This window comes from Varibaculum cambriense, from assembly GCF_022133705.1.
Taxonomy (GTDB): Bacteria; Actinomycetota; Actinomycetes; order Actinomycetales; family Actinomycetaceae; genus Varibaculum; species Varibaculum cambriense_A.
The window spans coordinates 71,393-90,436 of record NZ_JAKNHJ010000006.1 but is presented as its reverse complement, the minus strand read 5'-3'; the positions used below and the strand labels follow the sequence as shown (position 1 = coordinate 90,436).

Annotated in this window: 19 protein-coding genes and 1 other RNA gene; 19 read left to right on the top strand and 1 reads right to left on the bottom strand. The window is 53.3% G+C overall.

Going from position 1 to position 19,044, the window contains the following annotated elements; translation table 11 throughout:
• Window positions 1–93 precede the first annotated feature (93 nt).
• Window positions 94–1,911: an AMP-dependent synthetase/ligase gene (locus L0M99_RS04265; protein WP_238127874.1), complete on the top strand. Its 1,818-nt coding sequence runs from the start codon at window positions 94–96 to the stop codon at window positions 1,909–1,911.
• A gap of 52 nt (window positions 1,912–1,963) precedes the next feature.
• On the opposite strand, the gene rnpB is transcribed toward L0M99_RS04265, so the two are convergent.
• An RNA gene (gene rnpB / locus L0M99_RS04260) (RNase P RNA component class A) lies at window positions 1,964–2,314 on the bottom strand.
• Window positions 2,315–2,428: 114 nt separating this feature from the next.
• Between rnpB and L0M99_RS04255 the strand changes: the two genes are divergently transcribed.
• From L0M99_RS04255 to mihF, 18 genes are all read left to right on the top strand, one after another.
• Entirely contained in the window at window positions 2,429–3,052 is a 624-nt protein-coding gene (locus L0M99_RS04255; protein ID WP_238127873.1) for an L-threonylcarbamoyladenylate synthase, read from the top strand.
• Window positions 3,052–4,404, top strand: coding sequence for a replication-associated recombination protein A (locus L0M99_RS04250; RefSeq protein ID WP_238127872.1), 1,353 nt, complete (start codon window positions 3,052–3,054; stop codon window positions 4,402–4,404). Before L0M99_RS04255 ends, L0M99_RS04250 begins: the two co-directional genes overlap by 1 nt.
• A gap of 111 nt (window positions 4,405–4,515) precedes the next feature.
• Window positions 4,516–5,139, top strand: coding sequence for a 30S ribosomal protein S4 (gene rpsD / locus L0M99_RS04245; RefSeq protein ID WP_024058817.1), 624 nt, complete (start codon window positions 4,516–4,518; stop codon window positions 5,137–5,139).
• Between the two features lie 131 nt (window positions 5,140–5,270).
• Complete coding sequence (locus L0M99_RS04240) at window positions 5,271–5,624, top strand: DUF948 domain-containing protein (protein ID WP_024058818.1); 354 nt, start codon at window positions 5,271–5,273, stop codon at window positions 5,622–5,624.
• Complete coding sequence (locus L0M99_RS04235; protein ID WP_238127871.1) at window positions 5,624–5,800, top strand: hypothetical protein; 177 nt, start codon at window positions 5,624–5,626, stop codon at window positions 5,798–5,800. Before L0M99_RS04240 ends, L0M99_RS04235 begins: the two co-directional genes overlap by 1 nt.
• A gap of 55 nt (window positions 5,801–5,855) precedes the next feature.
• A complete protein-coding gene (alaS, locus tag L0M99_RS04230; protein ID WP_238127870.1) occupies window positions 5,856–8,537 on the top strand; it encodes an alanine--tRNA ligase in 2,682 nt (893 codons plus the stop codon).
• Window positions 8,537–9,013, top strand: a complete 477-nt coding sequence (gene ruvX, locus L0M99_RS04225) for a Holliday junction resolvase RuvX (protein ID WP_238127869.1) — start codon at window positions 8,537–8,539, stop codon at window positions 9,011–9,013. Before alaS ends, ruvX begins: the two co-directional genes overlap by 1 nt.
• A complete protein-coding gene (mltG, locus tag L0M99_RS04220) occupies window positions 9,013–10,269 on the top strand; it encodes an endolytic transglycosylase MltG (protein WP_238127868.1) in 1,257 nt (418 codons plus the stop codon). The genes ruvX and mltG overlap by 1 nt, the downstream gene beginning before the upstream one ends.
• Entirely contained in the window at window positions 10,257–11,090 is an 834-nt protein-coding gene (locus L0M99_RS04215; protein ID WP_238127867.1) for a shikimate dehydrogenase, read from the top strand. The genes mltG and L0M99_RS04215 overlap by 13 nt, the downstream gene beginning before the upstream one ends.
• 4 nt (window positions 11,091–11,094) lie before the next feature.
• Window positions 11,095–11,745 (top strand): prepilin peptidase, encoded by a 651-nt coding sequence (locus L0M99_RS04210; RefSeq protein ID WP_238127866.1) that lies wholly within the window; start codon window positions 11,095–11,097, stop codon window positions 11,743–11,745.
• An 87-nt stretch (window positions 11,746–11,832) separates the two neighbouring features.
• Window positions 11,833–13,044, top strand: a complete 1,212-nt coding sequence (gene aroC, locus L0M99_RS04205) for a chorismate synthase (protein WP_238127865.1) — start codon at window positions 11,833–11,835, stop codon at window positions 13,042–13,044.
• A complete protein-coding gene (gene aroB, locus L0M99_RS04200) occupies window positions 13,041–14,747 on the top strand; it encodes a 3-dehydroquinate synthase (RefSeq protein WP_238127863.1) in 1,707 nt (568 codons plus the stop codon). Before aroC ends, aroB begins: the two co-directional genes overlap by 4 nt.
• Complete coding sequence (locus L0M99_RS04195) at window positions 14,740–15,279, top strand: shikimate kinase (RefSeq protein ID WP_238127862.1); 540 nt, start codon at window positions 14,740–14,742, stop codon at window positions 15,277–15,279. Before aroB ends, L0M99_RS04195 begins: the two co-directional genes overlap by 8 nt.
• A 71-nt stretch (window positions 15,280–15,350) precedes the next feature.
• Window positions 15,351–15,914 (top strand): elongation factor P, encoded by a 564-nt coding sequence (gene efp, locus L0M99_RS04190; protein WP_238127861.1) that lies wholly within the window; start codon window positions 15,351–15,353, stop codon window positions 15,912–15,914.
• Between the two features lie 6 nt (window positions 15,915–15,920).
• Complete coding sequence (nusB, locus tag L0M99_RS04185; RefSeq protein ID WP_024058829.1) at window positions 15,921–16,373, top strand: transcription antitermination factor NusB; 453 nt, start codon at window positions 15,921–15,923, stop codon at window positions 16,371–16,373.
• Between the two features lie 67 nt (window positions 16,374–16,440).
• A complete protein-coding gene (locus tag L0M99_RS04180; RefSeq protein WP_238127860.1) occupies window positions 16,441–17,739 on the top strand; it encodes a dihydroorotase in 1,299 nt (432 codons plus the stop codon).
• Window positions 17,740–17,748: 9 nt separating this feature from the next.
• Complete coding sequence (gene pyrF, locus L0M99_RS04175; protein ID WP_238127859.1) at window positions 17,749–18,618, top strand: orotidine-5'-phosphate decarboxylase; 870 nt, start codon at window positions 17,749–17,751, stop codon at window positions 18,616–18,618.
• An 84-nt stretch (window positions 18,619–18,702) separates the two neighbouring features.
• Window positions 18,703–19,014 carry an integration host factor, actinobacterial type gene (gene mihF / locus L0M99_RS04170; protein ID WP_022865224.1) on the top strand — a complete coding sequence of 104 codons (312 nt, stop codon included), beginning with the start codon at window positions 18,703–18,705 and terminating at the stop codon, window positions 19,012–19,014.
• Window positions 19,015–19,044: the final 30 nt, after the last annotated feature.

Below are 19,044 nucleotides of genomic sequence, written 5' to 3'. Positions count from 1 at the left end.
GTAATACTGGTGCTGAAAGATTAGCCGTTTTTGTCTTTTGTGCTGTGCTAATCTACGGAAAAGAGAAACTTATTTTGAATTGGAGATTCGCCAATGGGAGCTCCCCTTATCGATCTAATGCAATTCACTTCGGTGTCTGCAGCAGTCCTTGATCGTGCTCGCAGGCGCCCGCGGCAAGTAGCGGTGGAACGCCCTTCCGCACTGGGGGCAGCGTGGGAAAAAATCTCTGCAGCTTCTCTGGGAGACGCGATCCGGGCAGCCGGTTTAGGGTGGATCGGACTGGGACTCAAACCGGGAGATGCGGTTTCTATTTTAGGATCCACCTCTTACGAGTGGATGGTTATGGATCTGGGGGCGCAGGCAGCGGGGCTGGTAACGGTACCTATCTACGAAACTGATTCCTACGAACAGGTAAAGTGGATTGCCCAAAAAGCCCAAGTAAAAGCGGTTATTACCGATTCTACGGTGCAAGCCAATATGATCCGTCAGCTAGATAGAGAACCCGAACTCGCTGGGCAAATCTCGGTGGTTTTTTCTCTAGATGACTCTGGTTTTACCCGGCTGCTAGAACACGGACGCGCTATTCCTCCCGCAGAACTAGATGAACGCCTGCAGCAAATAAAACTTGATGACCTGTGCACTATCGTTTTTACTTCCGGGACTACCGGGCGCCCCAAAGGGGTGGAAATTACCCACGCCAACTTTTTGCGTCCCTTAAACGCCGTAATCGAGCGGGGCAGCTGGAATGACTGGATTTACAACCTCGGTGCCCGGGTAATTTACTTCCTGCCGGTAGCCCACGTACTTGCCCGTTTCTTGGGGTATCAGCAACTAGTAGGTCACGGTACCGCCGCTTTCTTGCCTAACCCGAAAACCATTGTGCAAGATATGCAGACCTTTAAACCGAACGCGCTGCTAGTGGTACCGCGAGTGCTGGAAAAAATTTATAACGCTGCTGATGCTACTGCTGGTTCCGGGATTAAACTGCGGATTTTCCGGATGGCAGCCCGCACTGCCGAACAGTGGGCGCGCCTGCAAGAATCAGGCGCAGAAATTTCTTTCGGACAAAAAGTCAAGATTCGCATGGCTCGGCGGCTAGTCCTAAATAAGATTCGCAAACTGATGGGCGGAAACCTAGAGGGGATCGTATCTGGAGGGGCACCGATGGCCGAGCGGCTCGGCCGGTTCTTTATCGGGTGCGGAATCGAAGTCTTGCAAGGCTACGGCGCCACCGAAACTACTGGCCCCTTAACTATGTCTGATCGGATCGGTAATAAAACCGGATATGTCGGGCATCCGTTGCTATGTAACGAAGTGCGTCTGGGTGAGGGCGGCGAGCTGCAGGCACGCGGAGGTTCGATTATGCGCGGCTATCACGGGGAAGAGCAGCTTACTCGGGAGGCCTTTACCGAGGATGGGTGGCTAAAAACCGGGGATATCGCGCAGATCGATGCCGATGGAAACGTTAAAATTACTGGACGGGCCAAGGAAATTATCGTCACTGCCGGTGGAAAAAACGTTGCCCCCGAGGTTCTAGAAGAACGACTGAAGGGGCATCCTCTGATCTCGCAAGTGATGGTGGTGGGGGACAATAAGCCTTTCGTAGCGGCCTTAGTCACTCTAGATAAAGAAATGTTGCCCACCTGGCTGAAAAATCACGGCATGGCGCAGATGGATGTTACCCGTGCGGCTCGCGATCCGCGAGTGCTGGAGGCTCTGCAGCGGGCAGTTCAGCGCACCAATCGGGCAGTGTCCCGGGCAGAATCTATCCGGAAGATCAAAATAATTACTACCGATTGGACTACCGAGAACGGGATGCTGACTCCTTCGCTAAAAATTAAGCGTAATCGGATTCGGGATGCCTATGGGGAGCAAATCGAGGATCTTTACGCGAAGACCGAAAAGCAGTAACGTCAGTTCTGTTTTCGCGTCCTCTCCCTGGCGTATCCGCCAAGAGTTTTAGCAGATCAGCCGGCCTATAAGCCGGGTTCTGTACTGGCATAGCCAGCGGCGACCATCTATCTGAGACGTACGTTACCGCACGCCTTAAGCAACCTACCCGCAAGCTAAAGGCGGACCACCCAACTTGCTGCTTGGTCTTGCTCCGGATGGGGTTTACCTAGCTGGCCAAGTCACCTTGACCACTGGTGGTCTCTTACACCGCCTTTTCACCCTTACCAACGCGCACGCGTGGCGGTTTGTTTTCTGCGGCACTAGCCCGCGGGTCACCCCGGGTGGCTGTTAGCCATCATCCTGTCCTGTGGAGCCCGGACTTTCCTCGACTATTACTAGCCGCGGTCGCCCGGCCGACTGATCCGGGTCAATAATACCCAAATCCGTCCTCGGGTCGAAAGCAAAGTGCAGGCGGATTAATGCTCCAAGCTAAACAGGAGGAACTGATTATTCTCGGGTTGCTAGACTGTAAGACATGGTTGCCTATATAGATATTCACCCAGTTAATCCCCAAGCGCGGCTAATCACTAAAGCTGCTGACATTATTCGAGATGGAGGCGTGATCGCTTACCCCACCGATTCTGGTTACGCCCTCGGTTGCAAACTTGGAAACAAAGCGGGGCTGGAACGGATCCAAACTATCCGCAAGCTGCCTAAAACTCACAACTTCACCCTAATTTGCCATGATTTCAAGCAGCTGGGGAAGCTAGTGATCGTCGACAATTCGGCGTTTAAGCTGATAAACCGGCTCACCCCTGGGCCTTTCACCTTCATTATGAAGGGCGATAAAGCGGTGCCACGGATTATGCTCAACCCTAAGAAAAAGACGGTGGGGGCACGGATTCCTGACCACGTAACTACTTTGGCACTGGTAGAAGAATTGGGGGAACCGTTAATGTCCTCCACTTTGATTTTGCCAGATAAAGAAGTACCAGAAGCGAACGGGTGGGAAATTCGCGATGAAATCGGTTACCTGTTAGATGCAGTGATTGAAGGCCCGGTAGAAGAAGCCCGTCCCACCACGGTTATTGATCTCACCGGCCAGGTGCCTGAGGTATTACGCCAAGGTGCCGGTGATCTTTCGGATGTAATGATCTAGTGGATCTTTTTCAACAGGCGGCGCTTAACGAACAGGGGATCCCCGCTTTTTCTGCATCCGCACCTTTGGCGGTACGGATGCGTCCGCTCAGTATTGACGAGGTGGTCGGGCAAGCACACTTGCTAGAGCCGGGCTCTCCCTTGCGGCGGCTTCTAGAACCTCAAGGCAGTGCGGGGGCAGTTAGTTCCATAGTATTTTGGGGCCCGCCCGGAACTGGGAAAACCACGCTAGCCTATCTGGTCGCCACTGCCTCGCAGCGAAACTTTGTGGAGGTCAGCGCGGTTTCTGCCGGGGTTAAAGAAGTACGGGCAGTTATAAAGCAGGCACGCGAGCAACTGCGAGCCACCGGGAAACAAACCGTGCTCTTTGTGGACGAGGTGCATCGCTTCTCTAAGTCCCAGCAAGATGCGCTGCTGCCGGCGGTGGAAAATTCTTGGGTTATTTTGGTAGCCGCCACTACCGAGAACCCCTCCTTTTCCGTAGTTTCTCCCTTGCTTTCGCGTTCTTTGCTGCTCACCTTAAACCCGCTAAATAAGCAGGACGTGAAAGGAGTGCTGCAGCGCGCCCTCACTGATGAACGCGGATTGAAAGGCAAGGTAACCGCGGACGAGGACGCCCTAAATCGCCTAGCGGATCTCGGGGGAGCCGATGCGCGCAAAGCTCTGACTTTATTAGAGGCAGCCGCGGAGGGGGCGTTAACGGCGGGACGTAGCGCCCTCAGCACTGAAGATATAGCTCGCGCCGCCGATACTGCAATCGTGAAATATGATCGCGATGATCACTATGACGTAATCAGTGCCTTTATTAAATCCATGCGTGGTTCTGACGTCGACGCCACCTTGCATTACTTGGCACGCATGATCGAAGGGGGAGAAGACCCACGTTTTATTGCCCGGCGAATCATGATTTGTGCCAGCGAGGACGTGGGGATGGCCGATCCTAAAGCGCTAGAAATTGCAGTCAGCGCGGCTCAGGCAGTCCAGATGATTGGAATGCCGGAGGGGCGGATTATTCTGGCGCAGGCCGCCGTGGCAGTTGCTACCGCCCCGAAATCCAATGCCTCCTATTTGGGAATTGAAGCCGCCATTAAAGATGTGCGCGCCGGGAAAAGCGGCTCAGTACCTGCCCATCTGCGTGATTCTCATTACGCTGATGCGAAAAAATTGGGAGTGTCCGGATATAAATATGCGCACGATTATCCGCATCATATTGTGGCGCAGACCTATCTACCTGCGTCTTTAGTTGGCACTCAGTATTATTACCCCACCGATAACGGCTACGAAGATTTGGTGTCTAAACGTTTGCATACCATCCGCGGCATTTTGGCCAATGGCAATGGGGAACAAAAATAAGCTAATCTAAGACAGTTGTCTCCAGACAACCCTGGGGTCTTAGCCCGCGTGGTGACCCCACCGGCAATGCCGGTGAATGAAAATTAAAGAACCCATACAGGAGAAAATTAAATGGCAAATAAACGTGCACGTAAGCAGGTTCGTCTCTCTCGCGCTCTGGGGATCGCGCTGACCCCGAAGGCACAGCGTTACTTTGACCGTCGCCCCTATGGGCCTGGTGAACATGGCAGGGCTCGCCGTCGCAGCGAATCTGACTACGCGATCCGTTTGAAGGAAAAACAGCGTCTGCGTGCCCAATACAATATCCGCGAGGCTCAGATGCACCGCCTATTCGAAGAGGCGCGGCGGATTAAGGGCATGACCGGTGAAAATCTAATCGTACTGCTAGAGTCCCGTCTGGACGCCCTGGTCTTGCGTTCTGGTTTTGCCCGCACTATGCCGCAGGCTCGCCAGACGGTAGTTCACCGTCACGTGCTGGTCGATGGCAAGCAGGTTGACCGTCCCTCCTACCGGGTAAAGCCCGGTCAGGTTATCCAGATTTGCCCCAAGTCCCAGACTAAAGATCCCTTTATTGTGGCGGCCGCGGGTTCTCACCGCGATGTACTCCCGGATGTTCCCCCCTATTTGGATGTGAACCTAGAACAGCTACAGGCAACCTACGTGCGTTTGCCTGAGCGCGACGAAATCCCGGTAGTCTGCGATCTGCAGATGGTGGTTGAACACTACTCACGCTAAGTAATTATTCTTGTTGCCTGATGCCTCCCGATTTTTCGGGAGGCATCACGCATATTTTGCTTGGTTCTGGGACTGATGCTCGGTAGGGTAAAATTTAGCTATATACAAGCATTCTTTAGGAAGGAAGAACAATGAGCGTGGGTGAGGTTGCTTCATTAATCGCCGCTTTAGCGTTTTTGCTGCTGGTAGTGTTTCTAGCGATACCTCTGTGGAAGCTGGGGAAAGTATTTGACCAGCTTCAAGGATCAATTAAGCAGGTAGCAGCGGATACTGGCGATACCGTTAAGGAAGTTTCCCAAACAGTCCGGGATGCCAATGCCCAGTTGGTGCGGGTAGATGCAGTAACCACTTCCGCAGCACAAGTTGCGCAAGATATCTCTGCGGTTTCGACCTTGGTTTCTTCTACCTTTGCCGGCCCACTGATTAAGCTGTCTGCCTTTTCTTACGCCGCCCGGAGAATGTTTAACCGGAAAGGGCAAGACTAATGAACAAACTAGTAAAACTGGGGATCGCCGTGGCGGTTGTGGGTGCCGTTGCCTATTCGATCCCTCCGGTACGTCAGCGGATACAAGCTGCCGGATCCGCTTTCCAGGAAGATTTTAAAGTCCGAGAAAGGCAATTGCGGGCGGCGTTAATGCCACAAACCACTCCCTTAAGTTAATCCCATGTTCAATAGGAGGGAGCTCAGCTCCTCCTCCCTAAGATCTAGAGGCATAATGCAAACTTCTGAAATTCGTTCCCGTTGGCTCGACTATTTTGCAAAGCAGGGACACCACCTAGCCCCTTCCGTTCCCTTGGTTTCTCCCGATAAGTCGATTTTGTTCACTATCGCGGGAATGGTGCCGTTCATTCCCTATATTGTAGGAACCGAGCCAGCCCCTTGGCCGCGGGTTGCCAGTGTGCAAAAGTGCATCCGCACCAACGATATTGAAGAAGTTGGGAAAACCACCCGGCATGGCACTTTCTTCCAGATGTGTGGGAACTTTAGTTTCGGTGACTATTTCAAACAGGGTGCCTCCACCATGGCCTGGGATCTGCTCACCGGTTCGGTCGACGAAGGCAAATACGGTCTGGACGGCGACAAACTGTGGGTAACTATTTGGGAAAACGATGCTGAAGCCGAAGACATCTGGTTAAACCAAATCGGCCTCGATCCGATGCATCTACAAAAGCTGCCTCGCGAAGAAATATTTTGGGATACCGGGCAGCCCGGGCCTGCCGGACCTTGCGCTGAAATCCACTTCGATCGCGGAAGCGGCTACGGCCCAGAAGGCGGCCCGGAAGCAGATACCGGTGGCGACCGCTATCTGGAATTGTGGAACCTGGTTTTTGATCAATACTTACGTGGTGAAGGACGCGGTAAAGACTATCCGCTGCTCGGCGAACTCGATAAGAAATGCATTGATACCGGATTAGGTCTGGAGCGGCTAGCGTTCTTGCTACAAGGCAAAGACAATATGTACGAGATCGACCAGGTGTTCCCGGTAATTGAAAAGGCTCAGGAGCTGTCGGGGAAACGGTACACCCAAGGTAAAACTTCCAATAATCCTGACGATATCCGGATGCGGGTAGTAGCTGACCACGTACGCAGCGCTTTAATGTTGATTGGGGATGGGGTACGTCCCGGTAATGATGGTCGCGGATATGTACTGCGTCGTCTGATTCGCCGAGTAGTGCGCGCTATGCGCCTCTTGGGGGTAGAAAAACCGGTATTTCCTGATCTGTTGCCGGTTTCAAAGCGGGAAATGGCAGCGTCCTATCCCGAATTAGACCGGGATTGGGAAACCATTTCTACTGTGGCTTACGCGGAAGAAGAAGCCTTTAGGCGCACGCTAGAGTCCGGGACCTTAATTTTTGACCAGGCTGTAACCCGCCTTAAGCAACATCATGAAAGCCAGCTATCGGGTAAAGATGCCTTCTCCTTGCACGACACCTACGGTTTCCCGATTGATTTGACTATTGAGATGGCCGCCGAACAGGGTATCCAGGTTGATCGCGAGAAGTTCACCGAGTTAATGCAGGAACAAAAGAACCGTGCCCGCGAAGATGCCCGGGCTAAAAAGACTGGGCACGTGGATGCGCGTATCTACCATGAACTGGAAGCTGAACTCGGTCACGAAGTCGAGTTCGTGGGCTATACCGAAGACAGCTGCAACGCGAAAGTGATTGGACTGCTGGCTGATGGTCAGGCAGTACCGGCTGTTTCTACCGGAAGCAATGTAGAAATCGTTTTAGATGCCACTCCGTTCTATGCAGAAATGGGCGGGCAGCTGGCTGATCATGGAGTAATCCGTTCCTTCCAGGGTGCTAAATTTAAGGTCGAAGATGTGCAAAGTCCGGTTGCCGGTCTGCGGGTACACCGAGGAACTTTGGAAGCGGGACAACTCGCCGTAGGCGACGAGGTGGTGGCCGCGATTGATACCGCTCGCCGTCAAGCGATTGCCCGTTCCCATACTGCAACCCATATGCTACATAAGGCGTTGCAAGAAACTTTAGGCGCCCAGGCCACCCAGGCAGGCAGTGAAAATAACGAAAACCGTCTGCGTTTTGATTTCCACCACGGCAAATCTCTAAACGATAAGCAAACAGAGCAGATTTTTGACCGGATTAATGATCAGCTGCGGGAAAATCTGCCGGTTAATACCGAGATTATGTCATTAGAAGATGCCAAAAAGTCGGGCGCTACCGCTTTGTTCGGGGAAAAATACGGGCAAGAAGTGCGAGTAGTTGATATTGGTAATGGCTGGGATCGCGAGCTTTGCGGTGGTACCCATATGCCAACCACCGGATACCTGGGACAGGTAGTCTTGATGTCTGAAAGCTCTATCGGGTCAGGGGTTAGACGAATCGAGGCGCTAGTAGCCGATAAAGCCGCTGATTTTCAGGCAAAAGAGCATGAATTAATCACCCAGATCGCCAAGATTATGGGAACTAAACCGGAAATGATTCCTTCCCGCATTGACGATGCCCTACTTCGCCTACGTCATGCGCAAAAAGAACTAAACCGCTTGCAACAAGAAAATCTCTTATCCCGGGTAGGGGAGTTAGCGGCCTCTGCCAAAGAGATTGCGGGCAAGCGGGTAGTTAGCTTTAATGCGGGGCAGGTGCCCGGGGAAGCCCTGAGGGTACTTGCAGAAGCACTGCGTCAACATTTACACGATGCCAATGCAGTAGTAGCAGTAGGGGGCGTATTTAAAGATCGTCCCTCGGTAGTTGTCGCCACTACTGCTAGCGCTCGGGAAAAAGGACTCAAAGCCGGGAATCTAGTGAAGATCGCTGCTCAAACCATGGGAGGCGGCGGAGGAGGCCGACCCGACCTGGCGCAAGGCGGAGGTAAAGACGCAGGTAAGCTTGCTGAGGCTTTGCAAGCAATTGAACGCGAGATTGCAAATAGCTAATGCGTACCGGCGTCAGACTAGCGATAGATCTGGGTACTAGACGCATTGGGGTGGCTCGCTCCGATGCGGCCGGTATCTTGGCATTGCCGGTGGAAACTGTTTACCGTGACGGCGGGCAAGAGCTGTTTCGCGTCGCCGAATTGGTAGCTGAGCATGAGGCGAAGGAAATCATCATTGGCCTGCCGCGTTTACTCAGTGGGAAAGAAGGCAAAAACGCCGCCGACGTGCGCGCGTGGGGCGCAGAGTTGGAACAGCTGTTACCAACTTGTAACATAAGACTTGTAGATGAACGACTCACCTCGGTGAGCGCTCATCAGCAGTTGCGCTCTGCCGGAGTTGGAGGGCGTGACCATAAGAGCGTCGTAGACCAACAGGCTGCAGTGCTAATCCTGGAGCAGGCGCTGGAAATAGAACGGCGAACCGGACGTCCCCCCGGATTGCCGCTGGCCAACGGATCTGAAAGCGAGGGAGCCTGATGAGCCGCGAGGAAGACAATGGCGAGGCTAGAAGACATTTTCCGTCCCGCCGCGCCGATAAAAACAGCGTAGCGGAGCCTTCTCAAAGGCAAGATTCCGCTAACCTCGACAGCTATTGGGAAGGGGAGTCGGCTGAGACTACTCCTTCCCGGTCAGCCGTTACCGGGCGTAGTGCGCGGCGGAAAGCCCGCCGTAAAAAACGTACTATTGCGGCAGTGGTAATCCTGGTGGTCATCGGCTTAATTACTGGAGCCTCAGTTATTGCTGCCAAAGAGCTCGGAGGAATTAGCGGCATAATATCTGGGGGTGAAGACTACGAAGGTAAAGGCAGCGGGGAAGTAATCATCGAGATTCCCGAAGGTGCCTCGGGTAAAACTATCGGAACAATCCTAGAAAAAGAAGGAGTAATCGCGGACGCGGACGTCTTTGCCGATATATTTAAGAAAAATTCTTTGGCACAAGGGGTGCAAGCCGGACGATTCCGACTGCACAAACGGATGTCTTCGCGAGAAGCGCTGGCAATGCTGCTAGATCCTACCTCCAAAGCAGATATTAAGGTAACTATTCCTCCCGGGTTTACCGTTAAGCAGATAAAGACCCGCTTGCAGGAAACTGCCGGATTCAATGCTGATCAGGTAGCTGAAGCCTTCGCAGACCCCGCCGAATACGGTATTCCCGGGCAAAGCGAAGAATCTTTCGAAGGCTGGCTAGCTCCCGATACTTATACTGTTTCCACCAAACAGAGCGTAAAAGATCTGGTAAAAACCATGGTGGACACCCAGATTAAACGCTTAGATGAGGCGGGAGTGGCTCCCGAGCAGCGTGCTAGTGTCCTGATTAAGGCTTCTATCTTAGAAAAAGAAGTCAATCTCGATAAGTATTACGCCCAGGTAGCTAGGGTTATTGAAAATCGTCTTCAAGATAATCCGGATACTCACGGATTTTTACAAATGGATTCCACGGTGGTTTATGGTCTTGGCCGCTCCGGCGGAATTCCCAGTAGCGAGGATCTAAAACAAGACACCCCGTATAACACTTACAAGCATAAAGGACTGCCCCCAACTGCCATCGGGACGGTAGGGCAGAAGGCACTGCAAGCGGCGGTGAAACCGGCTGATGGTAAATGGCTTTACTTCACCACGGTCAATCTGGACAGTGGGGAAACTAAGTTCGCCCTCACTTTAGAAGAACAGAAGAAGAGCGTGGAGGAACTTAAGCAGTGGTGCCAGCAAAACCAGGGCAAATGCAAACGCTAACTCCCTGGGCAGCGGTAATCGGATCCCCGATTAGCCATTCGCTGTCTCCAGTTCTCCACCTGGCAGCCTATCGGGATCTTGGGTTAAATATTGACTATCGCCGGATAGAAGTTACCAAGGATCAGGTGGAGCCATTTTTGGCCAGCTGGCCGGAAAACCTGGTGGGACTGTCGGTGACTATGCCTTTAAAGCAGGTGATTATTCCCCTACTTTCCCAAGTTGATGGGCTAGCCAAAGCAACCGGAGCCGTAAATACCGTAGTGCCCTTCCCAGGAGGAGTTACCGCGGGATTTAACACCGATGTTTATGGGTTGGTGGCAGCCATTAAAGAGGCTAAGGGTCGTGACTTCAGCCCCGAAAAAGCGGTCATAGTAGGATCGGGGGCCACTGCTTCCTCGGCGCTAGCCGCTTTAACCGAACTTGAGGCCGCTCAGATTAATCTGTTGGCGCGCAGAGTATCGGGGACAGGTAATGCCCTGCAGGCGGCGACCAGGTTAGGCATCGATCCCGGATATATTCCCCTAGCCGCCAGTGAGAAGGCTCGCGAAACCTTGCAGGCAGCGGAACTGATTATTTCCACCGTTCCTCGCGAAGTTCTGGATGGCTTATATAAAACTATTTCCTTTAACTCTGATCAAACCGTATTAGACATTGTGTATGATCCTTGGCCGAGCGAACTGGTAAAACAAGCTCGCCGCGACGGCGCCACTATTATTTCCGGAAAATCCATGCTGCTACATCAAGCCCAAATGCAGGTCAAGTTATTTACTTCCCGCACTCCCAATCTTCAAGCTATGCGGACAGCTCTTAAGGAGGCATAACGGCATGAAAATGCAATTGTTAGTCCTGATTATCGCGTTATTATTCGCGGGAGTTGGAAACTTGGCATACGGGTTACCCAAGGTAGATAAGTATTTTCGCCTTTCTGGTCAAGCGAGAGCATTCTGGAATAAGCCGTGGGTGATAGGTCTGATAGCTGGGGTTGCAGTCGGAACTGCAGTAATTGTACGGTTCGGATCCATCAATTTACTGTTGCTGTTTCCCTTACTCACCCTGGGGACGGTGCTTTCAGTTATTGATGCGGGCACCCAAAGGCTCCCGCGTTCGATGACTCTAACTTTCTTGATACTGGTGGTAACAGTCGTTATCTTGGCTGGCTTCATTACTGGACAGTGGGTAAAACCGGCTTATGCTCTCATCGTAGCGATCGGAAGCTTTATACTGCTGCTCCCGGGTACTTTTGTACGTCACGGTATCGGGGCTGGTGATTTGCGGCTAGTTCCCCTCTTGGTGGGGCTGGCTACCTGCTCTTCTTGGCATAGCCTCTTGCTGATGGGGATCCTTTCCGTAGTAGGTAGCGGTCTGTGGGCGCTTTATCTAGTGACAGTGAAGAAAGCCAGCTCTGCTACCCGCTTTGCTTTCGGCCCTTGGTTGCTAGCAGCCACCTATATCGCTCTACTGGTGGTTCCTCGCTAGAAAACTTGTTTTTTTAGCCGGTGTGCTTAGCTGTTCTAGAAGTGGAAAGCTAAACCGGAAAAAATGGTTCCATGAAAGAATGAAGCCATGTTGAGATGGATGAGCGCCGGCGAATCGCATGGCCCCGCGCTGGTAGGAATCTTGGAAGGAATGCCCGCGGGGGTAGAAATCACGACCGCAAAAGTCGCCGAATATTTAGCCAGTCGGCGCGCCGGCTACGGCCGGGGAGCCCGCCAAAAATTTGAGCAGGACCGTGCCCATCTGGTAGCTGGGGTGATCAGGGGAAAGACTACCGGTGCCCCTATAGCGCTGCTGATTGAAAACAGCGAATGGCCAAAATGGGAAACGGTGATGAGCCCGGATCCGGTAGATCCGCAGGCACTAAAAATTGACGCTGGTAAAGGCGACCAGCGGGAAATTGCTCGCAATAAACCTTTAACTCGTCCTCGCCCCGGACACGCGGATCTGGCGGGAATGCTCGCCTATGACCTGCAGGAGGCTCGCCCGGTTTTAGAGCGTGCCAGCGCCCGGGAAACCGCAATGCGGGTAGGGCTGGGAGCTTTTGCCCAAGAGTTCTTAAAACAAGCCGCCGGAATAGAGCTGATTTCCTATGTAACTCAAATTGGGAAAGCCGAGCTACCGGTAAATTATCCAGTTCCGGACTTGAATCAACAAGGCAGCCTAGCCGAAAACCCGGTGCGGTGTCCGGATAAAACCGTTAGCGAGCAAATGATTTCCCAGATCGATGCGGCTAAGGAAAATGGAGACACTATCGGGGGCAGTGTCGAGGTAGCGGCCTTTAGGGTACCGCTTGGTCTCGGTAGCCATGTGACGGCAGATAGGCGTTTAGATACTCGGTTAGCGGCTGCTCTAATGTCGATCCCCGCGGTGAAAACCGTAAAAGTCGGGGATGGAACCCAGCCGTATCTGCCGGGGTCGGCAGCCCATGACGAGATTGTTCGGGCAGAAAACGGAGAAATAACCCGAGCTTCCAACCATGCCGGCGGGATCGAAGGTGGCATGTCGAACGGACAGCTAATCCGAGTCAGTTGTGCCTTCAAACCGATCTCTACCGTACCTCGTGCTTTGCGCAGCATTGATCTGGCAAGCGGGGAAGAAAGCCGAGCTATTCATCAACGCTCCGATACTTGCGCGGTAGTCCCCGGGGCGGTGATCGCCCAAGCACAGGTGGCATTAGTCCTGGCTGATGCGTTGTTAGAGCATGTGGGGGGATATTCCCTGGATCAGGTACGCGAGAATCTGCAGGCCTACCAAAAGCGCGTGGAGGCGAGGCTATGACTCGCCAAAAGCAAATAGTTTTCGTTGGTTTGCCCGGCAGCGGTAAAACCTCGGTAGGCAGGCTCGTGGCCGCGCGTTTAGGTTGTTCCTTCCGGGATGCTGATCAAGTGCTTAGCCAAAAGGCAGGAATGTCGATCCCTGAGGTTTTTGCTACCCGCGGTGAGGACGGCTTTAGAGACTTAGAAGTAAAGACTATTGCGGAACTGCTCGCTAGCGACGCTGGAGTCATCTCCCTGGGCGGCGGCGCGCTCACTCGGGAGGAAACCCGATCAGCGCTGGCAGGCAAAGATGTGGTTTTCCTAGATGTTTCACTTTCCCAGGCGGCTGCCCGCGTGGGGAAAGATGCTAACCGCCCACTTTTAGCTGACGTGGACAGTCCCAGTGGCAAGCTTGCACAATTGGAAGCAGAGCGCCGGGAGAGTTATCTGGAGGCGGCTACCCTAATCGTTCCCGCTAACGGCACTCTTAGCGAAGTCTCCTCCGCGGTAATGCGGGGATTAGGCAGAAAAGAGCAGCTCCCGGTGCGCCGCTACCATCTGGAGGCTTTGGCTACTTTACCGGCGCAGGTTAAGGCAGCGTCGCGGGTGATTCCGGTAACTTCTGGTGCCGGGTACCAGGTCATCGTGGGGCAGGGGGCAGGCGCAGCGCTTACTCAGATGCTACAAGAGCATCCTCGGAAAATATTCTTAATCTATCCGCCGCCGCTTTCGGGCGCTGCCCGTGCCTTGGCTACTAGCCTCACCCAATCGGGACAAGTGGTAAAACTGTTCGAGCACCCGGATGGAGAAGGTGCCAAAAATATCCGGATTGTGGAAGATGCCTGGCGCTGTCTGGGTGAAAACCATTTTTCTCGCGAGGACGCGGTGGTGGCGCTCGGAGGCGGGGCAACTACCGATATGGCGGGCTTCGTAGCCGCCACTTGGCTGCGAGGAATTGAATTAATTAACCTACCCACTTCTTTGTTGGCGATGGTGGATGCAGCCATCGGAGGCAAAACCGGCATCAATACTTCCCTAGGTAAGAATCTGGTGGGATCGTTTTACCCACCGAGCGCAGTTATCTGTGACCTCGATTATTTGCAGACCCTACCGCCACGGCAGCTGCACTCCGGCTTGGCGGAGGTCATTAAATGCGGGTTTATTGCGGACCGGAAAATATTGCAGATACTGAACGGACAGAGTCCCGAAAAGCTGGTGGGATCTCCTGCCGCTGCGGAAGAAGTAATTAGCCGCGCGATCAATGTCAAGGCCGGGGTGGTTAGCGAAGACCTGCGCGAAGGAGGGATGCGGGAGTGCCTTAACTATGGACACACCCTCGCCCATGCGATCGAAAAGGCTAGTTCCTACCAAGTGTTACATGGCGAAGCGGTAGCCATCGGGATGGTGTTTGCTGCCCAGGTGGCGGTGGAACTGAACCTGCTTACGCCCTCGCAAATGCAATCCCAACGCCGCCAGATTGCAGCGTTGGGATTGCCGACCACTTGCCCACAATACTCTTTCAAGCAATTGCTGAAAATCATGGCTTCGGATAAGAAAGTTCGCGGGGGAGTAATCCGCATGGTGCTTACCACCGGTAACGGACAGATTCAGGTCACCCCAATCACGGATTACCACTTATTAGAGCGCGCTTTTAATGCTATAAACCAGGCTGATACCGCGGCAGGTTCTCCCGCTTTATCGAGCCAGGAGCGGCCAAGTGAATAGGATCGTATTCTTGATTGGGCTACCGGGAAGCGGAAAATCTACTATCGGGGCGGCGCTAGCAGATAACTTGGGGTGGAACCTGGTTGCTACCGATCGCGAGGTAGCCTCCAAATTACAGGTCGCGGCAGATACTGCGCTGCTAGCAGTGGGAGAGGAACGCTATCGCGAGGTCGAACGGGAAGTATTGCGCGACCTCTTGCATAATCTGCCCCGCGAAAACACCATCGTTGATTGTGGCTCCGGCGCCTTAGATAACCCGCAAACCTTGCGCGAGCTGCAAGACTTGCCTGGTGCTGAAGTGCTAGAACTGGTGATTGACCTGTCGACTATGGCCGATCGCGCCGGGCTCAATCGCCCTCGCTCCCTAGGATTGGGGATGCCGCGGGCGTGGCTGCGGCAAATGGGGCAGCAGCGACGCCAGCGGTGGCAGATTCTACATCCCCTAACAGTAGAAGTTTCGGATTTATCGAAAGCGCAAGCGCTGCAAAAAGTGGCGGAGGCTTTAAACCTAGGAAGTGAAAGTACCGGTTAGGGGCAATATTTTCCACCGTCGCATGATTAAAGTAAAGTAGTAACGATTGATTTTGACTTGGGGGTATTAAGTTGGCGACAACAAATGATTTGAAAAACGGTCTGGTACTAAAACTTGACAACCAGTTATGGCAGGTAGTGGAGTTCCAGCATGTTAAACCGGGAAAAGGCCCGGCGTTCGTGCGAACCAAGATCAAGAATGTTTTAAGTGGCAAAACGGTTGATCGTACCTTTAATGCCGGGGTAAAAGTCGAGACCGCAACGGTTGACCGCCGGGATATGACCTACCTGTACCAAGATGGTACTGATTTCGTCTTCATGGATGACGACACCTATGAGCAGGTGATGATTACCTCGGAAATCGTAGGCGACGCCAAGAACTTCCTCATTGAAAATCAGCGCGCCGTAGTCGCTTTTCATGACGAACAGGTATTGTTCCTGGAACTGCCCCCCTCGGTAATCATGCAGATTACCCACACCGAGCCCTGGCTGCAGGGTAATCGTTCTTCTGCGGGAACCAAACCGGCGACCGTAGAGACTGGTTATGAAGTTCAGGTTCCGCTGTTTGTGGAAGAGGGCGAGAAAATCAAGGTAGATACCCGTTCGGGTGATTATATTTCCCGGGTTAAGGAATAGTAGCCAGTGTCCAAGAATCGGCTATCTCGGCGTACCAAAGCACGGCGACGGGCAGTTGATACCCTTTACGAAGCTAATCTCAAAGGTCTAGATCAAGACCCAGAAGATTTGCGGGAACTGGTACTTGCCCGGCAGCATCTGACTACCGCGCAAACCACCCTGCCTGATTACGCGGCAGAAATTGCCGAGGGCGTAGCGGAGCATCTTTTCGATATCGATATGACGCTCAGCCAGTATTCCCGGGCATGGGCGCTAGATCGCATGCCCAAACCGGATCTAGCGATTTTGCGTTGCGGCGTGTGGGAGATTCTTTACAATGAGGATGTTCCCTGGAAGATTGCGGTAGACGAAGCGGTAGGTACCGCGCGAGCGATTTCCACTCCGGAATCACCAGATTTTATAAACGGAGTGCTAGATGCGATTGGGCGCTCCACTGACAATAATCCAAGTGAGAAGTAGCCCTACGGCATAAAACTGACGCTTGCGTCCTCGCCGCCTGGCTGCACTCAGATTTTAGGAGGTAGCCATGGGGGCAATAGTTTTTCGCGGCGCAAATATCCTGGGGGAAGAGCGCGCTGATATTTTAATAGAGGGCGAAGTGGTTCGCCAGGTCGGGTCAGATTTGTCTGTAGACACCGGCACGGGGGTGCGCGAAGTTGATGCCCGGGGCTTGGTAGCGCTGCCTGGTCTGGTGGATCTGCATACCCATTTGCGTGAGCCCGGCGGGTGCGACGCAGAGACCGTCGACACTGGCACTGCCGCGGCCGCAAAGGGCGGATATACCGCAGTTTTCGCCATGGCGAATACTACCCCTACCCAGGACTGTCCACAGGTAGTCGAGCAAGTCCTAGATTTAGGGCGTAAAGCCGGACGGGTAGATGTTCATCCAGTGGGGGCAGTCACTAAGAATCTAGCGGGCAAAGAGCTTTCGGATCTTAAGGGAATGCATCAGTCGCGGGCAGCGGTTAACGTGTTTAGTGACGATGGAAAATGCGTTTTTGATCCGCTGCTGATGCGGCAGGCTCTAGAAATTGTCCGCGATTTTGACGGGTTGATTGCCCAACATTCCCAAGAGCCGCGCCTGACTGAGGACTCGCAAATGAACGAGTCCTACCTGGCTCAGGAACTGGGGATAAAGGGCTGGCCGACCGTTGCAGAAGAGATGATCATTGCCCGCGATATTTTGCTGTCTCTCTACCTGGACGTGCGAGTACATGTCTGCCACCTGTCAAGCGCCAGAGCGGTCGAACTAGTGCGCTGGGGCAAATCCCAAGGCGCACGCATAAGTGCCGAGGCCACGCCCCATCATCTGTTCCTCACCCAGGAAGAAGTAAGAGGACGAGATCCGCTATTTAAAGTAAATCCGCCGCTACGCTCACGAAAAGACGTGGAGGCAGTGCAAGCCGGATTAGCAGACGGCACCATTGACCTGGTCGGTACCGATCATGCTCCCCATCCACGCCGACTCAAAGACTGCGATTTTGAATGCGGTGCTTTTGGGATGATCGGACTGGAAACTGCCCTGGCCGTGGTGGCCACCACTATGGTGCAAAGCGGAAAAATGACTTGGCGCGACCTGGCGCGCGTCATGTCGGTCACCCCGGCGAGAATTGGGAGAGCTAAGGGGCAGGGAGAGGAAATCGCTCCGGGAGCGGTAGCAAATCTTTGTTTTGTATCTGCCGATACTTCCTGGCAGGTTCATCGCGAGAGACAAGTTTCTCGCTCCGATAACACTCCTTTTGTGGGCAAGGAATTATTAGGGCAGGTGCGCCACACTATCTATCGAGGCAAACCCACAGTTTTAGCTGGACAGTTACAGTTTTAAGGAGGAAATATGCGTCGCTACGGGTTACGCTTAGCGCAGGCTATGGACGAAAGAGGCAATGTTTGTGTAGGTATTGACCCCCACTCCTCACAACTTTCCGCTTGGGGATTGGAGGACAACCTCCAGGGCTTGCGTAGCTTCTCCTTAACTTTGGTGGAAGCCATGGCGGGGCAAGTACCGGTAGTAAAGCCCCAATCGGCATTTTTTGAACGTTTCGGCTCTCGCGGTATCCAGGTATTAGAGGAAGTGCTCGCGGCTTGCCGAGAGGCGGGGCTGCTCACCATTTTGGATGTTAAACGTGGCGATATCGGTTCCACCATGGCCGGTTACGCGCAGGCCTATTTAAGCTCTGGTTCCCCGCTAGCAGCGGACGCGATTACCCTTTCTCCCTACCTGGGATACGGTTCGCTGGCCCCTGCTTTGGACTTAGCCAAGGCCAATGGGAAAGGGGTCTACGTCTTAGCCCTTACTTCAAATCCGGAAGGATTTCAGGTTCAACATGCCCAATGCGCCAGTGGTAAAAGCGTGGCGGCCGACATAATTTCGCAGGCTGAACGCACAAATAAAGCCGGTAGTGATCAAGGTCATATCGCAGATGTGGGGTTGGTTGTGGGCGCCACCACTGGAAATGCTGCGAAGGATTTAGGAATCGATTTTTCGGCATTTTCGGGATCAGTTTTATCTCCGGGGATCGGCGCTCAAGGGGCTACACCAGCGGATATACAAAAAATATTCGGGGAAAGTGCCTTCCGGGTGTTGGCATCAACTTCCCGGGGGATATCTTCAGCTGGTCCGAAAGTGTCATCTTTGCAAGCAGCCGCCAGGCGAATAACTGAGCAAATGAGTGATATTTTTCGCAATGGAACTAGCAAAGCTTAGTCGATAGTTTGGCTTAAACGGAAAAAAACAACTAGTGTTTTTCGTGTTGTTATCCCGTAAATCTAGATGAAGAGGTAATACAAAATGGCACTTCCTTCTTTGACTCCCGAACAGCGCGCGCAGGCTCTGGAAAAAGCCGCTCAGGCTCGCAAGGCTCGTGCTGAAACTAAGGCGAAGCTGAAGAACCGGGAACTGACCCTGTCTGAAGTAATCAAGAACGCTCAGGATGATCCGTACTTGGGCAAGATGAAGGTTCAGGCTCTGCTGGAGGCTCTGCCTCGGGTAGGCGCCACCACTGCTGCTGCGGTAATGGAGGAGATCGGCATCGCCAAGTCTCGTCGTATCCGTGGTCTAGGTGAGCACCAGCGCGCTGAACTGGTTCGTCGCTTCGGCTAATAATCTAACCAACTTATTGCAGTATGGGAC